12 protein-coding genes are annotated in these 18,808 nt (G+C 61.9%); 8 read left to right on the plus strand and 4 right to left on the minus strand.

Annotation, left to right across the window (positions count from 1 at the left end; all coding sequences use genetic code 11):
• Nucleotides 1-135: 135 nt before the first annotated feature.
• The 4 genes from msrA to aceE all read right to left on the minus strand — a co-directional run bounded on the left by msrA (nt 136) and on the right by aceE (nt 8,262).
• Nucleotides 136-783 carry a peptide-methionine (S)-S-oxide reductase MsrA gene (gene msrA / locus E1K68_RS03115; RefSeq protein WP_032893900.1) on the minus strand — a complete coding sequence of 216 codons (648 nt, stop codon included), beginning with the start codon at nt 781-783 and terminating at the stop codon, nt 136-138.
• A gap of 72 nt (nt 784-855) precedes the next feature.
• Entirely contained in the window at nt 856-3,549 is a 2,694-nt protein-coding gene (locus E1K68_RS03120; RefSeq protein WP_003187982.1) for a GGDEF and EAL domain-containing protein, read from the minus strand.
• Nucleotides 3,550-3,958: 409 nt separating this feature from the next.
• On the minus strand, nt 3,959-5,605 hold the full coding sequence (gene aceF, locus E1K68_RS03125; RefSeq protein ID WP_034134735.1) for a dihydrolipoyllysine-residue acetyltransferase: 1,647 nt from the start codon (nt 5,603-5,605) through the stop codon (nt 3,959-3,961).
• A gap of 11 nt (nt 5,606-5,616) precedes the next feature.
• Nucleotides 5,617-8,262 carry a pyruvate dehydrogenase (acetyl-transferring), homodimeric type gene (gene aceE, locus E1K68_RS03130; protein ID WP_003187985.1) on the minus strand — a complete coding sequence of 882 codons (2,646 nt, stop codon included), beginning with the start codon at nt 8,260-8,262 and terminating at the stop codon, nt 5,617-5,619.
• A gap of 383 nt (nt 8,263-8,645) precedes the next feature.
• Here aceE and glnE point away from each other — a divergent pair, with 383 nt between their 5' ends.
• From glnE to E1K68_RS03170, 8 genes are all read left to right on the plus strand, one after another.
• Nucleotides 8,646-11,585 (plus strand): bifunctional [glutamate--ammonia ligase]-adenylyl-L-tyrosine phosphorylase/[glutamate--ammonia-ligase] adenylyltransferase, encoded by a 2,940-nt coding sequence (glnE, locus tag E1K68_RS03135; protein WP_212613767.1) that lies wholly within the window; start codon nt 8,646-8,648, stop codon nt 11,583-11,585.
• 221 nt (nt 11,586-11,806) lie between these two features.
• A complete protein-coding gene (gene waaF, locus E1K68_RS03140; RefSeq protein WP_003187988.1) occupies nt 11,807-12,841 on the plus strand; it encodes a lipopolysaccharide heptosyltransferase II in 1,035 nt (344 codons plus the stop codon).
• A 1-nt stretch (nt 12,842) separates the two neighbouring features.
• Nucleotides 12,843-13,904, plus strand: coding sequence for a lipopolysaccharide heptosyltransferase I (gene waaC, locus E1K68_RS03145; protein WP_032893895.1), 1,062 nt, complete (start codon nt 12,843-12,845; stop codon nt 13,902-13,904).
• On the plus strand, nt 13,904-15,028 hold the full coding sequence (locus tag E1K68_RS03150) for a glycosyltransferase family 4 protein (RefSeq protein ID WP_003187990.1): 1,125 nt from the start codon (nt 13,904-13,906) through the stop codon (nt 15,026-15,028). Before waaC ends, E1K68_RS03150 begins: the two co-directional genes overlap by 1 nt.
• Nucleotides 15,025-15,831 (plus strand): lipopolysaccharide core heptose(I) kinase RfaP, encoded by an 807-nt coding sequence (gene rfaP / locus E1K68_RS03155; RefSeq protein WP_003187992.1) that lies wholly within the window; start codon nt 15,025-15,027, stop codon nt 15,829-15,831. The genes E1K68_RS03150 and rfaP overlap by 4 nt, the downstream gene beginning before the upstream one ends.
• Nucleotides 15,831-16,565, plus strand: coding sequence for a lipopolysaccharide kinase InaA family protein (locus E1K68_RS03160; protein WP_003187993.1), 735 nt, complete (start codon nt 15,831-15,833; stop codon nt 16,563-16,565). The genes rfaP and E1K68_RS03160 overlap by 1 nt, the downstream gene beginning before the upstream one ends.
• Nucleotides 16,562-17,314, plus strand: coding sequence for a lipopolysaccharide kinase InaA family protein (locus E1K68_RS03165; protein ID WP_003187994.1), 753 nt, complete (start codon nt 16,562-16,564; stop codon nt 17,312-17,314). The genes E1K68_RS03160 and E1K68_RS03165 overlap by 4 nt, the downstream gene beginning before the upstream one ends.
• Nucleotides 17,314-18,765 carry a lipopolysaccharide kinase InaA family protein gene (locus E1K68_RS03170; RefSeq protein WP_212613768.1) on the plus strand — a complete coding sequence of 484 codons (1,452 nt, stop codon included), beginning with the start codon at nt 17,314-17,316 and terminating at the stop codon, nt 18,763-18,765. Before E1K68_RS03165 ends, E1K68_RS03170 begins: the two co-directional genes overlap by 1 nt.
• The last annotated feature ends 43 nt before the right edge of the window (nt 18,766-18,808 follow it).

Genomic DNA, 18,808 nt, shown 5'->3' on the forward strand with positions numbered 1-18,808 from the left:
ATCAAAAGCAGATCAAGATCAAGAGCGGCTCGCTTCGCATCGTGGTTACCGTCGGCTAAGACAACCTACAAAATTGTGTAGATACCTATGGCTATCGGGGGCAAGCCCCCTCCCACATTTGGTTTTATGTTGACCTTAGATCGGGCAGGTCACGCCCGTACCGCCGATCCCGCAGTAACCCTGTGGATTCTTCGCCAGGTACTGCTGGTGATACGCCTCGGCGAAGTACACCGTCGGGGCCTCTTCGATTTCCGTGGTGATCTCACCCAGGCCGGCCTTGCTCAGCTCTTGCTGATACGCCGCGGCACTGGCTTTGGCCGCCGCCAGTTGCTCAGGTGTGGTGGCGTAGATCACCGAACGGTACTGGCTGCCGATGTCGTTGCCCTGGCGCATGCCCTGGGTCGGGTTGTGCAGTTCCCAGAACATCTTCAGCAGGTCTTCGTATTTCACCTTGGCCTGGTCATACACCACCAGCACCACTTCGCTATGGCCGGTGAGGCCAGAGCAGACTTCTTCATAAGTGGGGTTGGGCGTAAAGCCGCCGGCGTAGCCGACCACGGTGCTGACCACGCCGTCGCGCTGCCAGAACTTGCGTTCCGCGCCCCAGAAACAGCCCAGGCCGAAGATCGCAAAGCCGACGTCATCCAGGAACGGGCCCAGCAGTGGGTTGCCGTTGACGAAGTGCGTTTCGGGCAACTTCATCGGGGTTTCACGACCAGGCAGAGCTTGTTCTTGAGTAGGCAGCACGTTTTTGTTCACCAGAATTTCCGAGCGCAAGACCATGATCAGTCCTCTCGTCAGGTTGAGTAACAGTAAATTGTCAGACAGCCAGTGTGCCCGAGTGTTACAGCGCTGTCAGGCGATTGGCCCGCGCGGGTAGCGTTTAAGCCTGTGCAGCAGCTCGGCACCCGGGATCGGGCGGTCGAACAGATAGCCCTGGCCCACGTCGCAACGGTGCCGGCGCAGGAACGCCAACTGCTCAGCGGTCTCGATGCCTTCGGCCACCACCTTGAGCTTGAGGTTGTGGGCCATGGCGATCACCGCTGAGGTGATTTCCATGTCGTCCTGGTTGTCCGGGATTTCATGGATAAAGCTGCGATCAATCTTAATGATGTCGATGGGGAATTTTTTCAAGTAGCTCAGCGACGAGTAACCGGTGCCGAAGTCGTCCATCGCCAGGGTCAGGCCGAAACTCTTGAGCTGGTCCAGTTGCAGGCGCGTGTCTTCGGTGGCTTCCAGCAGCAAGCCTTCGGTCAGCTCCAGCTCCAGCAGGTTGGCCGGCAGCTGTTCCTCCTTGAGGATGGTCGCAATCGACGCCACCAGGTCCGGGTCGGAGAATTGCTTGGGCGACAGGTTGATGGCCACCTGCAAGTTGCCTAGGCCTGCGGCGGTCAATTGCCGGCTCATGCGGCAAGCCTGGCGCGCGATCCATTTGCCGATGGGGATAATCAGCCCGGTTTCTTCGGCCACGCTGATGAACTGGTCGGGGCGGATCATGCCCTTTTCCGGATGGTTCCAGCGCAACAGCGCTTCCATGCCCAGCAAGCGGCCGCTGCGCAGGCACAGCTTGGGCTGGTAGAACACGTCCAGTTCGTTCTGGGTCAGGGCACGGCGCAGGTTATTTTCCACGAACAGCTTGTAGCTGGCCTCGGCGTTCAGCGCTTCGGTGAACACTTGCACCTGGTGCTTGCCGTTGGCCTTGGCCTTGTGCAGGGCCAGGCCGGCGTTGCGCATCAGGGTTTGCGGGTCGCGGCCATGCAGCGGCGCGCAGGCCAGGCCCACGGAGCCGGTGACGCTGATCAGCTGGTTGTCGACGAACATCGGCTTGTCGAGGGTGGCCAGCAACTGGCTGGCCACCTGCTGGCCGGTCTCAAGGTCGGCGTCGTCCAACAGCACCGCGAATTCGTTACTGGCAAAGCGCGCCAGGCTGCCGCCGCTGCTCAAGCTGTTGCGCAGGCGGCGCGCCAGGCTGATCAGCAACTTGTCGCCAGTCTGGTGGCCGAGGCTGTCGTTGATGCGCTTGAAGTTGTCGATGTCCACCAACAGCAGGCTGATCGGGCTGTCGCTGTCGCGGGCAAAGCGTTCGTCGAGGTTGCGAATGAACGCCGGTCGGTTGCCCAGGTTGGTCAGGTTGTCGGTGTAGGCCAGGCGTTCGATGCGCTGCTGCGCCAGCTTGGTCTGGGTGATGTCTTCGTAGATGCCGATGTAGTGGGTCAACTCGCGGTTGTCGCCATACACTTTGGAAATCGACAGCTGGCCCCAGTAGGGTTCCAGGTTCTTGCGGCGGCTCTTGAACTCGCCTTGCCAGCTGTTGCTTTTGGCCAGGGCCGAGGGTGCGTCGAACAGCAACTCGCTGAGGTTTTCCAGGGCCGGCAGTTGGGCCAGGCGATGGCCGTGGACTTCTTCGGCGCTGTACTGGGTAATCGCGGTGAAGCTGGGGTTGACGTACTCCACCACGCCATCGCAATTGACCAGCAAGAACGCGTTGGCGCTTTGCTCTACCGCGCGCTGGAACAGGTGCAAGGCGCTGGTGGCGGTGCGGCGGTTGTGGTTGTTGATGACCTGGGCGAACTGGTCTGCCAGCTCGCCAGCGAACGCGATCTCATCGGACTGCCACGCGCGCGGGCTGCCGCCTTGTTCCAGGCACAGCACGCCGACGACCTGGCCATCGACACGGATGCTGGCATCGAGCATCGCGTGGACGTCCTTGGCGCGCAGGCTTTCGGCCATTTCCCGGGTACGTGGGTCGCGCAGCGCATGGGTGGCATCGATGGCGCGGCTCGAGTGCAGGGCTTCCAGGTAATCCGGGAAGCCACTGGCGTCGATGGCTTCGGGCAGGTGGTGTTGTTGATCGGCACGGTGGTAGGCCGAGATCGGTACCAGGTGATGGCCTTCGAGGTTCCAGATGCTGGCGCAGTCGATCTGGTAGATGTCGCAGGCGCTGCGCGTGATCAGCTCAGCGGCTTCTTGCAGGGAGTTGGGCGTGGTGTAGCGTTGGCGCGCCAGCAGCAGGATCAACTCCTGCTGGGCACGCACCCGCTCCAGGTGCTGCAACTGTTCCTGCTGCGCTCGCTGGTTGAGCTCCAGGGCGATTTGCAGGCGGCTGTTCTGGTTTTCCAGGTCGACGGTCGGGGCGGGCGTGCTGATCTCGCTGAACAGCCCCTCAACCACCATCAGGTAGCCGCGCACCAGGTGGCGGTTGTGTTGTTTGTAGGCTTCGCCCATCTCCAAAACGCTTAGCGGGCCGTCATGGGTGTGCAGGGTGTAGCGCACCAGATAATGGGGGCTCTGGGCCAGTTGTTGCTGGATCGCATCGTGCAACTGATAGCGCGCCTGGGGTTCCATCAGGCTGGCGTAGGGCGTGCCGATCAAGGCGCAGAGTTCAACCGCTGGCAGGCCAAACTGACGCTCGCAATTGGGGTCGAGGTAGAGCAGCGCCCAGCTTGCCTCATTAAGCCGCTCGAAACGCAGCATACCGAGGCGCGAAGGCACCGGTAATTGCGTCACTACCTCGGCCGCCATACGGGCGACATCGGGTTGGCTTTTCATGGGGAAACTCGCTTGGAAAAATGCGCACTGCGCTGGGCTCACGCCCTCTTGACTGTCGACTGCGGCAAGGTTGCATCATGCAGCACGCAGTGACAAGAGAGGATGAAGGCTAAGTGCTATAAGCCTGTTATCGGCCGCGCGAGGGTTTTCTGTAATTGGGGTGATCGATGGTTCACGCCTGTCCTCTGTAGGAGCGAGGGGGACGCCTAGTTCTTGCTCGCGAAAAACGCCAGGGCACCGCGTTTATCCAGAAGGCCCGCGTCATCGTTGACGATCTTCGCGAGCAAGCTCGCTCCTACAAAAAAAACAGGCAAAAAAAGCCCCGCCAAGTGGCGGGGTTGAGGTACGAGCGTGGCGCTCGGAAATCGGTGTGGCAAGGGCCTTCCCGGTAACAGGAAGGCCCTGTGACTTACAGCAGGATGGTGCGGATGTCGTTCAGCAACTGGCTCAGGCGCTGGGTGAAGCGCGCAGCCGCGGCGCCGTTGATCACGCGGTGATCGTAGGACAGCGACAGTGGCAGCATCAGCTTGGGTTGGAACGCTTTACCGTCCCACACAGGCTGGATGGTGGCCTTGGACACACCCAGGATCGCCACTTCCGGCGCGTTGACGATTGGCGTGAAGCCAGTGCCGCCAATGTGGCCGAGGCTGGAGATGGTGAAGCAGGCGCCCTGCATGTCGTCCGGGGTGAGCTTCTTGTCGCGGGCCTTGGCAGCCAGCGCAGCCGCTTCGCCAGCCAGTTGCAGCAGGCTCTTCTGGTCGACGTTCTTGATGACCGGTACCAGCAGGCCATCCGGGGTGTCGACCGCAAAGCCGATGTGCACGTACTTCTTGCGAATGATCGCCTTGCCGCTTGGCGCCAGCGAGCTGTTGAAGTCCGGCAGTTCCTTGAGCAGGTGCGCGCAGGCCTTGAGCAGCAGTGGCAGCACGGTCAGCTTCACGCCGGCCTTCTCGGCCACGGCTTTCTGCGCAACGCGGAACGCTTCCAGGTCGGTGATATCGGCCTGGTCGAATTGGGTCACGTGCGGGATGTTCAACCAGCTGGCATGCAGGCCTGCCGCGCCGATTTGCATCAGGCGGGTCATCGGCACTTCTTCGATTTCGCCGAAGCGGCTGAAATCCACGGTACGGATCGGCGGAATGCCCGAACCACCGGTAGCGCCGCCGGCAGCCGGAGCTTCCTTGGCTTTTTGCATCATGGCTTTGACGTAAGCCTGCACGTCTTCCTTCAGCACACGGCCGTGAGGGCCGCTGGCTGCAACAGCGCTCAGCTCGACGCCGAATTCACGGGCCAGCTGACGCACGGCTGGGCCGGCATGAACCTTGGCACCGCTTGGCGCAGGTGCGGCAGCCGCAGGGGCTGGCGCAGCTTCGGCTTTTGCGGCCGGCGCAGGGGCAGCAGCGGCAGGTGCCGCTTCAGCCTTGGCAGCCGGAGCAGCAGCCGGTGCTGGTGCGGCGGCTGGCGCAGCACCTTGTACTTTGAGCTTGAGGATGAAGTCACCGGTGCCGACTTCGTCTTCGAGCTTGACCGCAATGCTTTCCACCACGCCGGCAGCCGGCGATGGGATCTCCATGGAGGCCTTGTCGGACTCCAGGGTGATCAGCGACTGGTCGGCTTCGACGGTATCGCCGACCTTGACCAGCAGCTCGATGATCTTTGCCTTGCCCGACGAGCCGATGTCCGGGACGTGAATGTCCTGGACGGTCGCGGCGGCAGGTGCAGCGGCCGGGGCTGGAGCAGCCTCGGCAGCGGCAGGCTTTTCAGCGGCTGGTGCAGGTGCAGCAGCGGCCGGAGCCGCGGCCGCAGGGGCTGCATCGGCAGCGCCTTCGATTTCCAGCTCCAGCAGTTCGTCGCCTTCTTTCAGGCGGTCGCCCAGCTTCACTTTCAGGCTCTTGACCACGCCGGCCTTGGGAGCAGGGATTTCCATGCTCGCCTTGTCCGACTCCAGGGTCAGGATGCTCTGGTCGGCTTCGACGGTGTCGCCGACCTTCACAAACAGCTCGATTACTTCACCTTCACCGCTGCCGATGTCAGGTACGCGAATGAGTTCGCTCACAAAAAATCTCCTCAGCAGTCCAGTGGGTTGCGTTTTTCCGGGTTGATCCCGAACTTGACGATAGCGTCAGCCACCACCTTGGGTTCGATCTCACCACGGTCAGCCAAGGCTTCCAGGGCTGCCAACACCACGAAGTGACGGTCGACTTCGAAGAAGTGACGCAGCTTCTTGCGGCTGTCACTGCGGCCGAAACCATCGGTGCCCAGGACTTTGAATTCCTTGGACGGGACCCACTGGCGAATTTGTTCAGCAAACAGTTTCATGTAGTCGGTAGAGGCGATGACTGGGCCCTTACGGCCGGCCAGGCACTCTTCGACGTAGCTCTTGGCTGGCTTCTGGCCAGGGTGCAGACGGTTGCTGCGCTCCACGGCCAGGCCATCACGGCGCAGTTCGTTGAAGCTGGTGACGCTCCATACGTCGGCACCGACGTTGAACTCGTCACGCAGGATCTTCGCCGCTTCACGCACTTCGCGCAGGATGGTGCCAGAGCCCATCAGCTGTACGTGGTGCGCCGCTTCCTTGGTGTCTTCTTCGAGCAGGTACATGCCCTTGATGATGCCTTCTTCCACGCCGGCCGGCATGGCTGGCTGCTGGTAGGACTCGTTCATCACGGTGATGTAGTAGAAAACGTCCTGCTGCTCTTCGGTCATCTTCTTCATGCCGTCCTGGATGATCACCGCCAGCTCATAGCCGTAGGTTGGATCAAAGGTGCGGCAGTTCGGGATGGTGGCAGCCAGGATGTGGCTGTGACCGTCTTCGTGTTGCAGGCCTTCGCCGTTCAGCGTGGTACGGCCGGCGGTACCGCCGATCAGGAAACCACGGGTGCGGCTGTCGCCAGCGGCCCAGGCCAGGTCGCCGATACGCTGGAAGCCGAACATCGAGTAGAAGATGTAGAACGGCAGCATTGGCTGGTTATGGCTGGAGTACGAAGTACCGGCAGCGATGAAGGAGCTCATGGCGCCCGCTTCGTTGATGCCTTCTTCGAGGATCTGGCCCTTCTTGTCTTCCTTGTAGAACATCACCTGGTCTTTATCGACTGGCTCGTAGAGCTGGCCGACGGAGGAGTAGATGCCCAACTGACGGAACATGCCTTCCATACCGAAGGTACGGGCTTCGTCCGGGATGATCGGGACGATGCGCGGGCCGATGTCCTTGTCCTTGACCAGCTGCGCCAGAATACGCACGAAGGCCATGGTGGTGGAGATTTCACGGTCGCCCGAGCCGTCAAGGATAGCCTTGAGGGTGCTCAGGTCTGGCGTCGGTACGCTGAAGCTGTTGGCGCGGCGCTGTGGCACGAAACCGCCCAGTGCACTGCGACGCTCGCTCAGGTAGCGGGCTTCGGCGCTGTTTGGCTCTGGCTTGAAGAACGGCAGGTTCTCCAGCTCTTCGTCCTTGACCGGAATGTCGAAGCGGTCGCGGAACAACTTCAGGCTGTCGACATCGACTTTCTTGGTGTTGTGCGCGGTGTTCTTCGCTTCGCCGGCACCGGTGCCATAACCCTTGATGGTCTTGGCCAGGATGACGGTGGGTTGTTCTTTGTGGTTGACCGCTTCGTGGTACGCCGCGTAGACCTTGTACGGGTCGTGGCCGCCACGGTTGAGCTTCCAGATCTCGTCGTCGGACAGGTCGGCAACCATCGCCTTGAGTTCAGGCGTGTTGAAGAAGTGCTCACGGACGAACGCGCCGTCTTTGGCTTTGTAGTTCTGGTACTCGCCGTCGATGACTTCGTCCATGCGACGTTGCAGGATACCGTCGACGTCCTTGGCCAGCAGTGGGTCCCAGAAGCGGCCCCAGATGACTTTGGTCACGTTCCACTGAGCACCGCGGAACACGCCTTCGAGTTCCTGGATGATCTTGCCGTTGCCGCGAACCGGGCCGTCGAGGCGCTGCAGGTTGCAGTTGATGACGAAGATCAGGTTGTCGAGCTTCTCGCGGCCGGCCAGGGAAATGGCGCCCAGGGATTCCGGCTCGTCGCACTCGCCGTCGCCCAGGAAGCACCAGACTTTCTGCTTGCCTTCAGGGATGAAGCCACGGGCTTCCAGGTACTTCATGAAGCGTGCCTGATAGATCGCCTGGATCGGGCCCAGACCCATGGAAACGGTCGGGAACTGCCAGAAATCAGGCATCAGCCAAGGGTGCGGGTAGGACGACAGGCCCTGACCGTCGACTTCCTGGCGGAAGTTGTTCATTTGTTCTTCGCTGATGCGACCTTCCATGAACGCACGGGCGTAGACGCCTGGCGAGGTGTGGCCCTGGAAGTAGATCAGGTCGCCGCCGTGTTCGTCGGTCGGGGCCTGGAAGAAGTAGTTGAAGCCGATGTCATACAGGGTTGCGCTGGAAGCGAAGCTGGAGATGTGACCGCCCAGGTCCGAATCTTTCAAGTTCGTGCGCATTACCATCGCCATGGCGTTCCAACGTACCAGCGAGCGAATGCGGCGTTCCATGAACAGGTCGCCAGGCATGCGTGCTTCGTGGGTAACGGGGATGGTGTTGCGGTATGGCGTAGTGATGGCGTAAGGCAGTTGCGAGCCGCTGCGGGTCGCGAGTTCGCCCATACGGGTCATCAGGTAGTGAGCACGGTCTTCGCCTTCTTTGTCGAGAACCGATTCCAGGGCGTCCAGCCATTCCTGGGTTTCGACGGGATCGAGGTCTTGCATGGCTTGCTCCAGGGCGGAAAGGCTACCAGAATCGGTTGCCTGAAGTTTGCGACTGGCCTTGTGGGCAGACGACATAAATTCTTGGATGGCCGAAGGTTGCTTCGGCGTCCTGTAGTTTTACTACAAATCGTCGGCCATTTCAGCCTTTCGAATGTATATACGAGTAGTAAAACTACACAAGACTGAGCGTATGGCTCGGTCTTGCTGGTGAGCATAATCGTTATTGTTGGTCTATTGCGAACAAGAAAAGGTGAAACTTTGATGTTGCCTGCCAAGATTAATTTAATTTCAGCTATTTCTAACCTTTGTTCGACAGTCCTTCATCGAGCATGGCTCTTGCCTTCACAACTACACGCCATTTACACGCCGATCAAGGATAGACCATGAGCCTTCCAACGCTGGCCGAACTGCCGGCCATTCTGTTGCCTTACGCCAACCGGGCCGAGCAGTCATTTCGTGACGCAGTGGCCGCGCTGGCTGACGATCATGGCCTTTCTGCGTGGATGCCGCAACGGTGGGCCGACTTCGCCCGCGTATGCGCCGCCAGTGATTTCGTCATTGAACAGAGTGTTCGTGACCCTTTGATGTTGCTTGAGCTAGCGGCCTGGGGCGAGCTGGACCGCGGCTTTGCGCCCGGCGAGCTGTGCAGCCAGATAGCCGGCGCCGTGCAACAGGCCGAAACAGAAGATGAGCTGGGCCGTGTGCTGCGCCGCCAACGCACGCGCCAGCAGGTGCGCATCATCTGGCGCGACCTCACACGCCAGGCCGATTTGGTGCAAACCTGTCGCGACCTGTCCGACATGGCCGACGCCTGCATCGACCAGGCCTATCAATGGCTGTACCAGCGCCACTGCGCCCAATTCGGCACGCCGACCGGCGCACGCAGCGGCGAGGCGCAGCACATGGTCATCCTCGGCATGGGCAAGCTCGGTGCGGTGGAGCTGAACCTGTCGTCGGATATCGATTTGATCTTCGCTTATCCAGAAGGCGGTGAAACGATGGGCGTGAAGCGCGCCCTGGATAATCAGGAGTTCTTTATCCGCCTGGGTCAAAAGCTGATCAAGGCCCTGGACCCGATGACCGTCGACGGTTTTGTCTTCCGCGTCGATATGCGCCTGCGTCCCTACGGTTCGGCCGGCGCCTTGGTGCTCAGCTTCAACGCGCTGGAGCAGTACTACCAGGATCAGGGCCGGGACTGGGAGCGCTACGCCATGATCAAGGCGCGGGTGGTGGCCGGCGACCAGGTGGCTGGCGCGCAACTGCTCGACATGCTGCGCCCGTTTGTCTATCGCCGTTATCTGGACTTTTCGGCCATTGAAGCGCTGCGCACCATGAAGCAATTGATCCAGCAGGAAGTGCGGCGCAAGGGCATGGCCGACAATATCAAGCTGGGCGCGGGCGGCATTCGTGAGGTGGAATTTATCGCCCAGGCCTTCCAGCTGATCCATGGCGGCCGCGACCTCAGCCTGCAGCAACGCCCGCTGTTGAACGTGCTGGGCACCCTGGAAGGCCAGGGTTATTTGCCTGCGGCGGTGATCAGCGAGCTGCGCAGCGGTTACGAGTTTTTGCGTTACACCGAACATGCGATCCAGGCGATTGCCGACCGCCAGACGCAAATGCTGCCGGACAGCCCCGAAGACCAGGCGCGCATTGCCTTTATGCTGGGCTTCAGTGACTGGGCGGCGTTCCACGAGCGCCTGATGTACTGGCGTGGCCGAGTGGACTGGCACTTTCGCCAAGTGATTGCCGACCCTGATGAAGAAGAGGGCGAAGAAAGCGAATTGGTGGTCGGTGGTGAATGGTTGCCACTGTGGGAGGAATCCCAGGATGACGACGCCGCGTGCCGCCAATTGAGTGAAGGCGGTTTCACCGATGCCCCCAAGGCCCTCAAGGCCTTGGCCAGTCTGCGCGCCAGCCCGCAGTTGCGCGCCATGCAGCGCCTTGGGCGCGAGCGCCTGGATGCGTTTATCCCGCGCCTGCTGGCCCAGGCCGTCGAACATGCCAACCCGGACCTGGTGCTGGAACGCGTGTTGCCGCTGGTGGAAGCCGTGGCCCGGCGTTCGGCCTACCTGGTGCTGCTTACCGAGAACCCTGACGCCTTGCGTCGCCTGTTGACCTTGTGCGCAGCCAGCCCGTGGATCGCCGAACAGATCACCCGTTTCCCGCTGTTGCTGGATGAATTGCTCAACGAAGGCCGCTTGTTCAAGCCGCCGCTGGCGCCGGAACTGGCTGCGGAGTTGCGCGAGCGCCTCACGCGTATTCCCGAAGATGACCTTGAGCAACAGATGGAAGCCTTGCGCCATTTCAAACTGGCGCACCGCCTGCGGGTGGCTGCCTCCGAAATCGCCGGCAGCCTGCCGTTGATGAAGGTCAGCGACTACCTCACCTGGCTGGCCGAAGCCATTCTTGAACAAGTGCTGGCCCTGGCCTGGCGCCAGACCGTCGCCCGTCACGGCTCGCCGCAGCGCCTGGACGGCACCCTGTGCGATCCTGGCTTCATCATTGTCGGTTATGGGAAAGTCGGCGGCATCGAACTGGGGCATGGTTCGGACCTGGACTTGGTGTTTATCCATGACGGCGACCCCCAGGCCGAGACGGACGGTGCCAAGCCGATCGATGGCGCGCAGTTCTTTACGCGCCTGGGCCAGCGCATCATTCACCTGCTGACCACCCAGACCAACTCCGGCCAGCTGTATGAAGTGGACATGCGCCTGCGACCTTCCGGCGCCTCCGGCTTGCTGGTGAGTTCCCTGGGGGCGTTTGACCGCTATCAACAAAATGAAGCCTGGACCTGGGAACATCAGGCCCTGATCCGTGCGCGGGTGCTGGTAGGCAGCCAGGATGTGGGCCAGGCGTTCGAGCAGGTACGGGCCAACGTGTTGGGGCGTGAACGGGACTTGGAGAAGCTGCGCCAGGAGGTGAGCGAGATGCGTGCCAAGATGCGTGACAACCTGGGCACCAAGGCCACGACGGCCGGCAGGGGCGCCAATGCCTTCGAGGCCACGGCGGTGTTCGACCTCAAGCAGGACGCCGGAGGTATCGTCGATATTGAATTTATGGTGCAATACGCGGCTTTGGCGTGGTCTGCGCAACATCCATCGTTGCTGCGCTACACCGACAATATCCGCATTTTGGAGGGCCTGGAGCAGGTCGGGCTGATGCCCGCCGCCGATGCCCATTTGCTGCGTGAGGTGTACAAGGCCTACCGCTCCGCCGCGCACCGCCAGGCTTTGCAGAACGAGGCCGGCACGGTCGCGGGGGACCAGTTCGCCGACGAGCGGCGACAGGTGATGCGAATCTGGCAAGCGCTGGGCTTAAATTGAAACTCGACTGATTGGCGACGCCAATTTTTATATGGGATGCGGATTAATGTGGGAGCCGGGCTTGCCCGCGATGCAGGCGCCTCGGTTTATCAGTGATACCGAGGTGATGCAATCGCAGGCAAGCCAGCTCCCACATAAAGATGCTCCCTGGCGCACCGCGATCTACAGTCATTATCGAGGCGGGGAGGCATAAGCCTCCCCGCATCGTTTGTGGAAACTACATGAATATTCTGATCGTTGGGCCCAGTTGGGTCGGTGACATGGTGATGGCACAGACACTGTTTCAGTGCCTGCGCCTGCGCTATCCAGACTGCCAGATCGACGTGCTCGCCCCTGAGTGGAGCCGGCCGATCCTTGAGCGTATGCCCCAGGTGCGCAAGGCCTTGAGCTTCCCGCTCGGCCACGGCGCCCTGGAGCTGGCGACCCGCCGCCGCATCGGCAAATCCATGGCGGGCCAGTACGACCAGGCGATCCTGCTGCCTAACTCGCTGAAGTCGGCGCTGGTGCCGTATTTTGCCGGTATCCCCAAGCGCACCGGCTGGCGCGGCGAGTTTCGCTATGTGCTGCTCAATGACGTACGCACCCTGGATAAAGGCCGCTACCCGTTGATGATCGAACGCTTTATGGCTTTGGCCTACGAGCCGGGCGCTGAACTGCCCAAGCCGTACCCGCGCCCCAGCTTGCAGATCGACCCGGTGACCCGCGACGCGGCGCTGGCCAAGTTTGGCCTGACCCTGGATCGGCCCGTATTGGCTCTGTGCCCTGGCGCCGAGTTTGGCGAGTCCAAGCGCTGGCCGTCGGAGCATTACGCCAAAGTTGCCGAGACGAAGATCCGCGAAGGCTGGCAGGTGTGGTTGTTCGGTTCCAAGAACGATCATTCGGTGGGTGAAGACATCCGCCAGCGCCTGATCCCCGGTCTGCGTGAAGAGGCGGTGAACCTCAGTGGCGACACGTCTCTGGCCGAGGCCATCGACCTGTTGTCGTGCGCCGACTCGGTGGTGTCCAACGACTCCGGCCTGATGCATGTGGCGGCGGCGCTGAACCGTCCGCTGGTGGCGGTGTACGGCTCCACATCCCCAGGCTTCACTCCGCCGTTGGCCGACAAGGTCGAAGTGGTGCGCCTGGGCCTGGATTGCAGCCCGTGCTTTGAGCGTACCTGCCGCTTCGGCCACTACAACTGCCTGCGCCAGTTGCTGCCCCAGCCGGTCACCGATGCCTTGCAGCGGTTGCAGGGCGACGTGGTCGAGGTTCGCTGAGTTGCGGGTTCTGGTAATCAAGACCTCATCCCTGGGCGACGTGATCCATGCCTTGCCGGCGCTCACCGACGCCGCACGGGCGATCCCCGGCATTCGGTTCGATTGGGTGGTGGAAGAAGGCTTTGCCGAAATCCCCACCTGGCATCCGGCGGTCGACAAGGTGATCCCGGTGGCGATCCGCCGCTGGCGCAAAAACCTTTGGCAAACCGTCAAGAGTGGCGAATGGCGGCGCTTCAAGCAGGCGGTGCAGTCGACCAAATATGACTTGGTGATCGACGCCCAGGGCTTGCTCAAAAGCGCCTGGCTGACCCGCTATGTGCGGGCGCCCATCGCCGGCTTCGACAAAGATTCTGCGCGAGAACCTCTGGCTGCGCGCTTTTATTCCCGGCGCCTGGCCGTGGCCCGTGGGCAGCATGCGGTAGAACGCTTGCGCCAGCTGTTCGCCGTGGCGCTGGGCTACGACCTGCCTCAACGCCTGGGCGACTACGGCCTGAGCGTCGAAAAACTGCTCGGCCTGCCGCCGAAAAAACCGTTCGTATTACTGCTGCACGGTACCACCTGGGACACCAAGCACTGGCCCGAAGCCTATTGGCGCGAGCTGGCCGAACGCATGGGCCGCCTGGGCGTGGACGTGAAACTGCCGTGGGGCAACGCCGCCGAAAAGGCGCGGGCCGAACGCTTGGCCCTGGGCCTGCCCAACGCTGAAGTGTTGCCCAAGCTCAATCTGGCGGGCGTGGCCCGTATATTGGCGAGCGCCCGTGCCTGCGTGGCCGTCGACACCGGCCTCGGCCACTTGGCGGCGGCATTGGACGTGCCGACCATTTCCCTGTTCGGCCCCACCAACCCAGGCCTTACCGGCGCCTATGGCAAAGGCCAGATCCATTTGGCCAGCGACTGGCCGTGTGCGCCTTGCCTGCAAAAACAGTGCACGTATCAACCCACTGCCGACGACCTGCGGCGGTTCGACATCGCGCGCGAGTCACCCCTGTGCTTCACGCGCCTGAATCCTGAGCGTGTCGCAAGCCGGCTGAGCACGTTGTTACTGGCCGAGGAGCAGCACTGATGCAACTGGCTTTTGTTCTGTACAAGTACTTCCCTTTCGGTGGCCTGCAACGCGACTTCATGCGCATCGCCCTGGAGTGTCAGCAGCGCGGCCACAGCATTCGGGTGTACACCCTGATCTGGGAAGGCGATATCCCGCCAGGCTTTGAAGTGCTGGTGGCGCCGGTCAAGGCCTTGGTCAACCACCGCCGCAACGAAAAGCTCTACGCCTGGATTCAGGCCGACCTGGCCAAGCGCCCGGTAGACCGCGTGGTGGGCTTCAACAAGATGCCGGGGCTGGACCTGTACTTTGCCGCCGACGGTGTGTTCGAGGACAAGGCCCAGACCCTGCGCAACCCGATGTATCGCTGGTTCGGGCGCTACAAGCACTTTGCCGAATACGAGCGCGCCGTGTTCGATAAGAACGCCAAGACGCAGATCATGGTGTTGTCCGAGCATCAGCAGCAGTTGTTCACCCAGTACTACGGCACCCAGGCTGAGCGTTTTCACCTGTTGCCACCGGGTATCGCCCGCGACCGCCGCGCGCCGCCGAACGCCGCCGAGATCCGTGCCGAGTTCCGCGCTGAATTTCGCTTGGCTGAAGATGATTTGCTGTTGGTGCAGATCGGTTCGGGGTTCAAGACCAAGGGCGTCGACCGCAGCCTCAAGGCGCTGGCCGCACTGCCTTCGCGCCTGAAGAAACGCACCCGGCTATTTGTAATCGGCCAGGACGACCCCAAAGTATTCCAATTGCAGAGCGCAGCGCTGGGCCTGGGCGACCAGGTGCAGTTCTTCAAGGGCCGCAATGATATTCCGCGCTTCCTGCTGGGGGCCGACCTGTTGATTCACCCCGCGTACAACGAGGCGGCCGGCATGGTGCTGGTCGAAGCGGTGGTCGCCGGCCTCCCGGTACTGGTGAGCCAGGTGTGCGGCTATGCGTTCTACATCGACAAGGCCCAGAGCGGCCGGGTGTTGGACGAGCCGTTCGAGCAAACCCAGCTCAACCAGTATCTGGTCGATATGCTCGACGACCCACAAGCGCGTGCGACCTGGAGTCGCAATGGTCTGGCCTTCGCTGAGACGGCCGACCTCTTTAGCATGCCGCAGTACGCTGCGGACCTGATTCTGGCGGAGCCAAACCGATGAAGTTGATTCTAGCCGAACCCTTCAAGACCCTCTGGGACGGGCGCGATGCGTTCGCCGAGGTCGAGAAGCTGGAAGGCCAGGTGTTCCGCGAGCTGGCCGCTCGCCGTACGTTACGTACGGTGGTCGAGGGCCAGCCTTATTTTGTGAAGATTCACCGTGGGATCGGCTGGGGCGAGATCCTCAAGAACCTGGTCACCGCCAAATTGCCAGTATTGGGCGCGGGCCAGGAGTGGGTGGCGATCCAGCGTTTGCAGGCGCTTGGCGTGCCGACCATGACCGCCGTGGCGTTCGGTGAAAAAGGCAGCAACCCGGCCGACCAGCATTCGTTCATCATCACCCAGGAACTGACCCCCATCATCAGCCTGGAAGACCTGACCCTGGACTGGGTCAAGCAACCGCCCGTGCCGGCCATCAAGCATGCCTTGACCCTTGAACTGGCGCGTACCGTCGGCGCGATGCACCGTGGCGGCGTCAACCACCGTGATTGCTACCTGTGCCATTTCCTGCTGCACACCGACCGGCCCATCAGCGTCGACAACCTCAAGCTGTCGGTGATCGATCTGCACCGCGCCCAGGTGCGAGCGACGATCCCTGTGCGCTGGCGCAATAAAGACCTGGCCGGCCTGTATTACTCCGCGCTGGAGATCGGCTTGACCCAGCGCGACAAGCTGCGTTTTCTCAAGGCTTACTTCCAGCAGCCGCTGCGCCAGATCCTGGCGGAGCAAACCGCGCTGTTGTCTGCGCTGGAACGCATGGCAGCAAAGCTGTATGCGCGTAAACAACGATACGGGGATGCGATCTGATGGCGGGTTGGAATCTGGAACCTGCCTACGCCGCCCTGGCGGATGACTTTGGAAGCCTGGACGCGGTGTTCGCCCTGCAAGGCGAGCGGCTGACCCGCGACCCGTTGTCTGAAGTGATCCGGGTGGAGCGTGGCGGGGTCAATTATTACGTCAAACGCTACGTAGGTGCCGGCAAGGGCCTGCGTCGTTACCTGGGCCGGCCACGGGTGAAATCCGAATGGCAGAACCTCAAGCGTTTCGCCAAGTGGGGCATCCCCACCGCCGACGTGGTGGCCTGGGGCCTGGACCGCAAGGGCCTGGCCTATAACCGAGGTGCCATGATCACCCGTGAACTGCCCAAAACCGAAGATCTGTCGGTGCTGGCCGAGCGTCACGATGAGCGCCTCAAAGATCCCCGGTGGGTCGATGGCATCAGCCGCCAGCTCGCCGAATACACGCGCACCATGCACGATCACCGCTTCACCCATAACGACTTGAAGTGGCGCAACCTGCTGGTGGACGACCAGCGCACCCTGTACCTGATCGATTGCCCCAACGGCGATTTCTGGCGCGGCTTCTGGCTCAAGTACCGCATCACCAAAGACCTGGCCTGCCTGGACAAAGTCGCCAAGTATCACTTGTCGGCCACCCAGCGCCTGCGCTTCTACCTGCAATATCGCCAGCGCGCGCACTTGACCGCGTCGGACAAACAGCGAATTCGCCATGTGGTGAAGTTTTTCGAGGGACGCGAATGAGTGACTTCCTGGCGGCCGAAGACCGCGCTCTGCTTGAGCGCAACGGTCTGGCGACCTTCGACGCGTTGTGGGCCAAGCAACTGGATGCGGTGGACGAGCCGAACACCAGCGGCGACGGTTGGAGCAGCGTGTATCGCCTGGAGCTTGAGGGGCAGGGTTACTACCTCAAACGCCAGAGCAATTACCTCACGCGCACCTTGCACCGCCCGTTTGGCGAGCCGAGTTTTGCCCGCGAGTTTCGTAACATCAGCCTGTATCGAAAGCTCGGCATCCCGGCCCTGCAAGCGGCGTTCTTCGGTGAGCGCAAGGTCAAGGGCGAGCGCCGGGCGATGCTGCTCACCCGTGCGCTGGATGGCTGGAATGACCTGGACTCGTTGCTGGAGCAGTGGCCGCAATTGAGCGCGGCCCAGCACAGTGCGATCCTGTCGGCGTGCGGCAAGCTGGCGCGTCATCTGCACAGCGTCGGGCAGGTGCATGGCTGTTTTTACCCCAAGCATATTTTCCTGCAGCCTGCCGGTGAGGGTTACGCCGCGCAGTTGATCGACCTGGAGAAAACCCGCCCGCTGTTGTTTGGCTGGCGTGACCGGGTCAAGGACCTGGAACCGCTGCTGCGCCGCGCGCCGCAATGGTCGGATGCGCAGGTGCGCCAACTGCTGGCGGCGTACCTTGAGCAGCCCGAGGACAGTGCCTTGGTCGCCACTTGGCACCAGCGCCTGACCGCACGCCGCAGCCACAAGGAGAACCGCTGATGCGCTTATCCGAGCTGAAAACAGCTGGGCGTACCCCCAGCCTGCCGCTGACCCTCGACCTGGCGGATGCCGCCGGCCCTGGGCAATTGCAATTGCTGAGCCTGCTGCGGGTGTTGCCGGGGCAGCGCTACGTGGGGGCCGCCGTGTGGCGGGGTCGCCCGGTGTTGGCCAAGTTGTTGGTGGGCAGCAAGGCGGCGCGGCATTTTCAGCGTGAGCTCACAGGTGTACGCCTGTTGGCTGAGCAGGGCCTGACCACGCCGTTGCTGCTGGCCGATGGTTTGCAGGACGGCGAGGGTGGCTGGCTGCTGTTTGAATTTATCGAGGGCGCTCAAAGCCTGTCCGACGCTTGGCTCGCCGTCGAAAACCTGCCGCCGTTGGCGGACGAACAAACTGCCGTGCTCGCCGAAGCGCTGGGCGCGATTGCCCAGATGCATGCCAAGGGCCTGTGGCAGGAAGACCTGCATCTGGACAACCTGCTGCGCAAAGACGGCAAGCTGTATTTGATCGATGGCGCCGGCATTCGTGTCGAAGAGGCGGGCAAGCCGCTGTCACGCAATCGCGTGCTGGAAAACCTCGGTGTGTTCTTCGCCCAACTACCCAAGAGCCTTGAGCCGTTTACCGAAGAGTTGCTGGTGTATTACCTGCTGGCCAACGGCGAACACGCCTTGCCAATGCAAGCCCTGGAAAAGCAGGTGCGCAAAGTCAGCTCCTGGCGCTTGAAAGACTACCTGGACAAGACCGGCCGCGAATGCACGCTGTTCAGTGTGGTGCGCGGCGCTTTTGGCTTGCGTGCGATCCGCCGCGAAGAAGAAGCCGCCATGGTGCCGGTGCTGGAGCAGGCCGATGCGTTGCTCGACCAGGGTCACCTGTACAAGACCGGTGGCGCGGCGAGCGTGGCCAAGGTTGACGTGGCCGGCCGACCGCTGGTGATCAAACGCTACAACATCAAGGGCTTTGCCCATTGGCTCAAGCGCTTCTGGCGCCCGAGCCGCGCCTGGCACTCCTGGCGCGAAGGCAACCGCCTGGCCTTCCTGGGTTTTGCCACACCCAAGCCGCTGGCGGTGCTGGAGAAACGGTTTCTGTGGTTGCGCAGCCGTGCTTACCTGGTCACCGAATACCTGCCTGGGCCAGACATCATCGAGCGCTTTGCGCCGTATGTGGAGAGCGGCGAGGCGCCGGAGAGCGAGTTGCAGGCACTGGACCAGTTGTTCGCCGAGTTGATCCGCGAGCGCATCAGCCATGGGGATTTCAAAGGCCATAACCTGTTCTGGAGCGACGGGCGCTGGGCGATGATCGACCTGGATGCCATGTGTCAGCACGGCTCGCTGTCCAGCTTCGCCCCTGCGTATGCCAAAGACCGTGCGCGATTTATGCGTAACTGGCCGCAGGGCAGTGCGCTGTACCAGGTGATTGACCAGCGCTTGCCCAAAGAGGCGGGTGTCGGCAGTTAAATCTATCGCGGGCAAGCCCGCTCCCACACTTGATCTGTGAACG

It is taken from the genome of Pseudomonas sp. B2021 (genome assembly GCF_018135665.1).
Taxonomy (GTDB): domain Bacteria; phylum Pseudomonadota; class Gammaproteobacteria; order Pseudomonadales; family Pseudomonadaceae; genus Aquipseudomonas; species Aquipseudomonas lactis.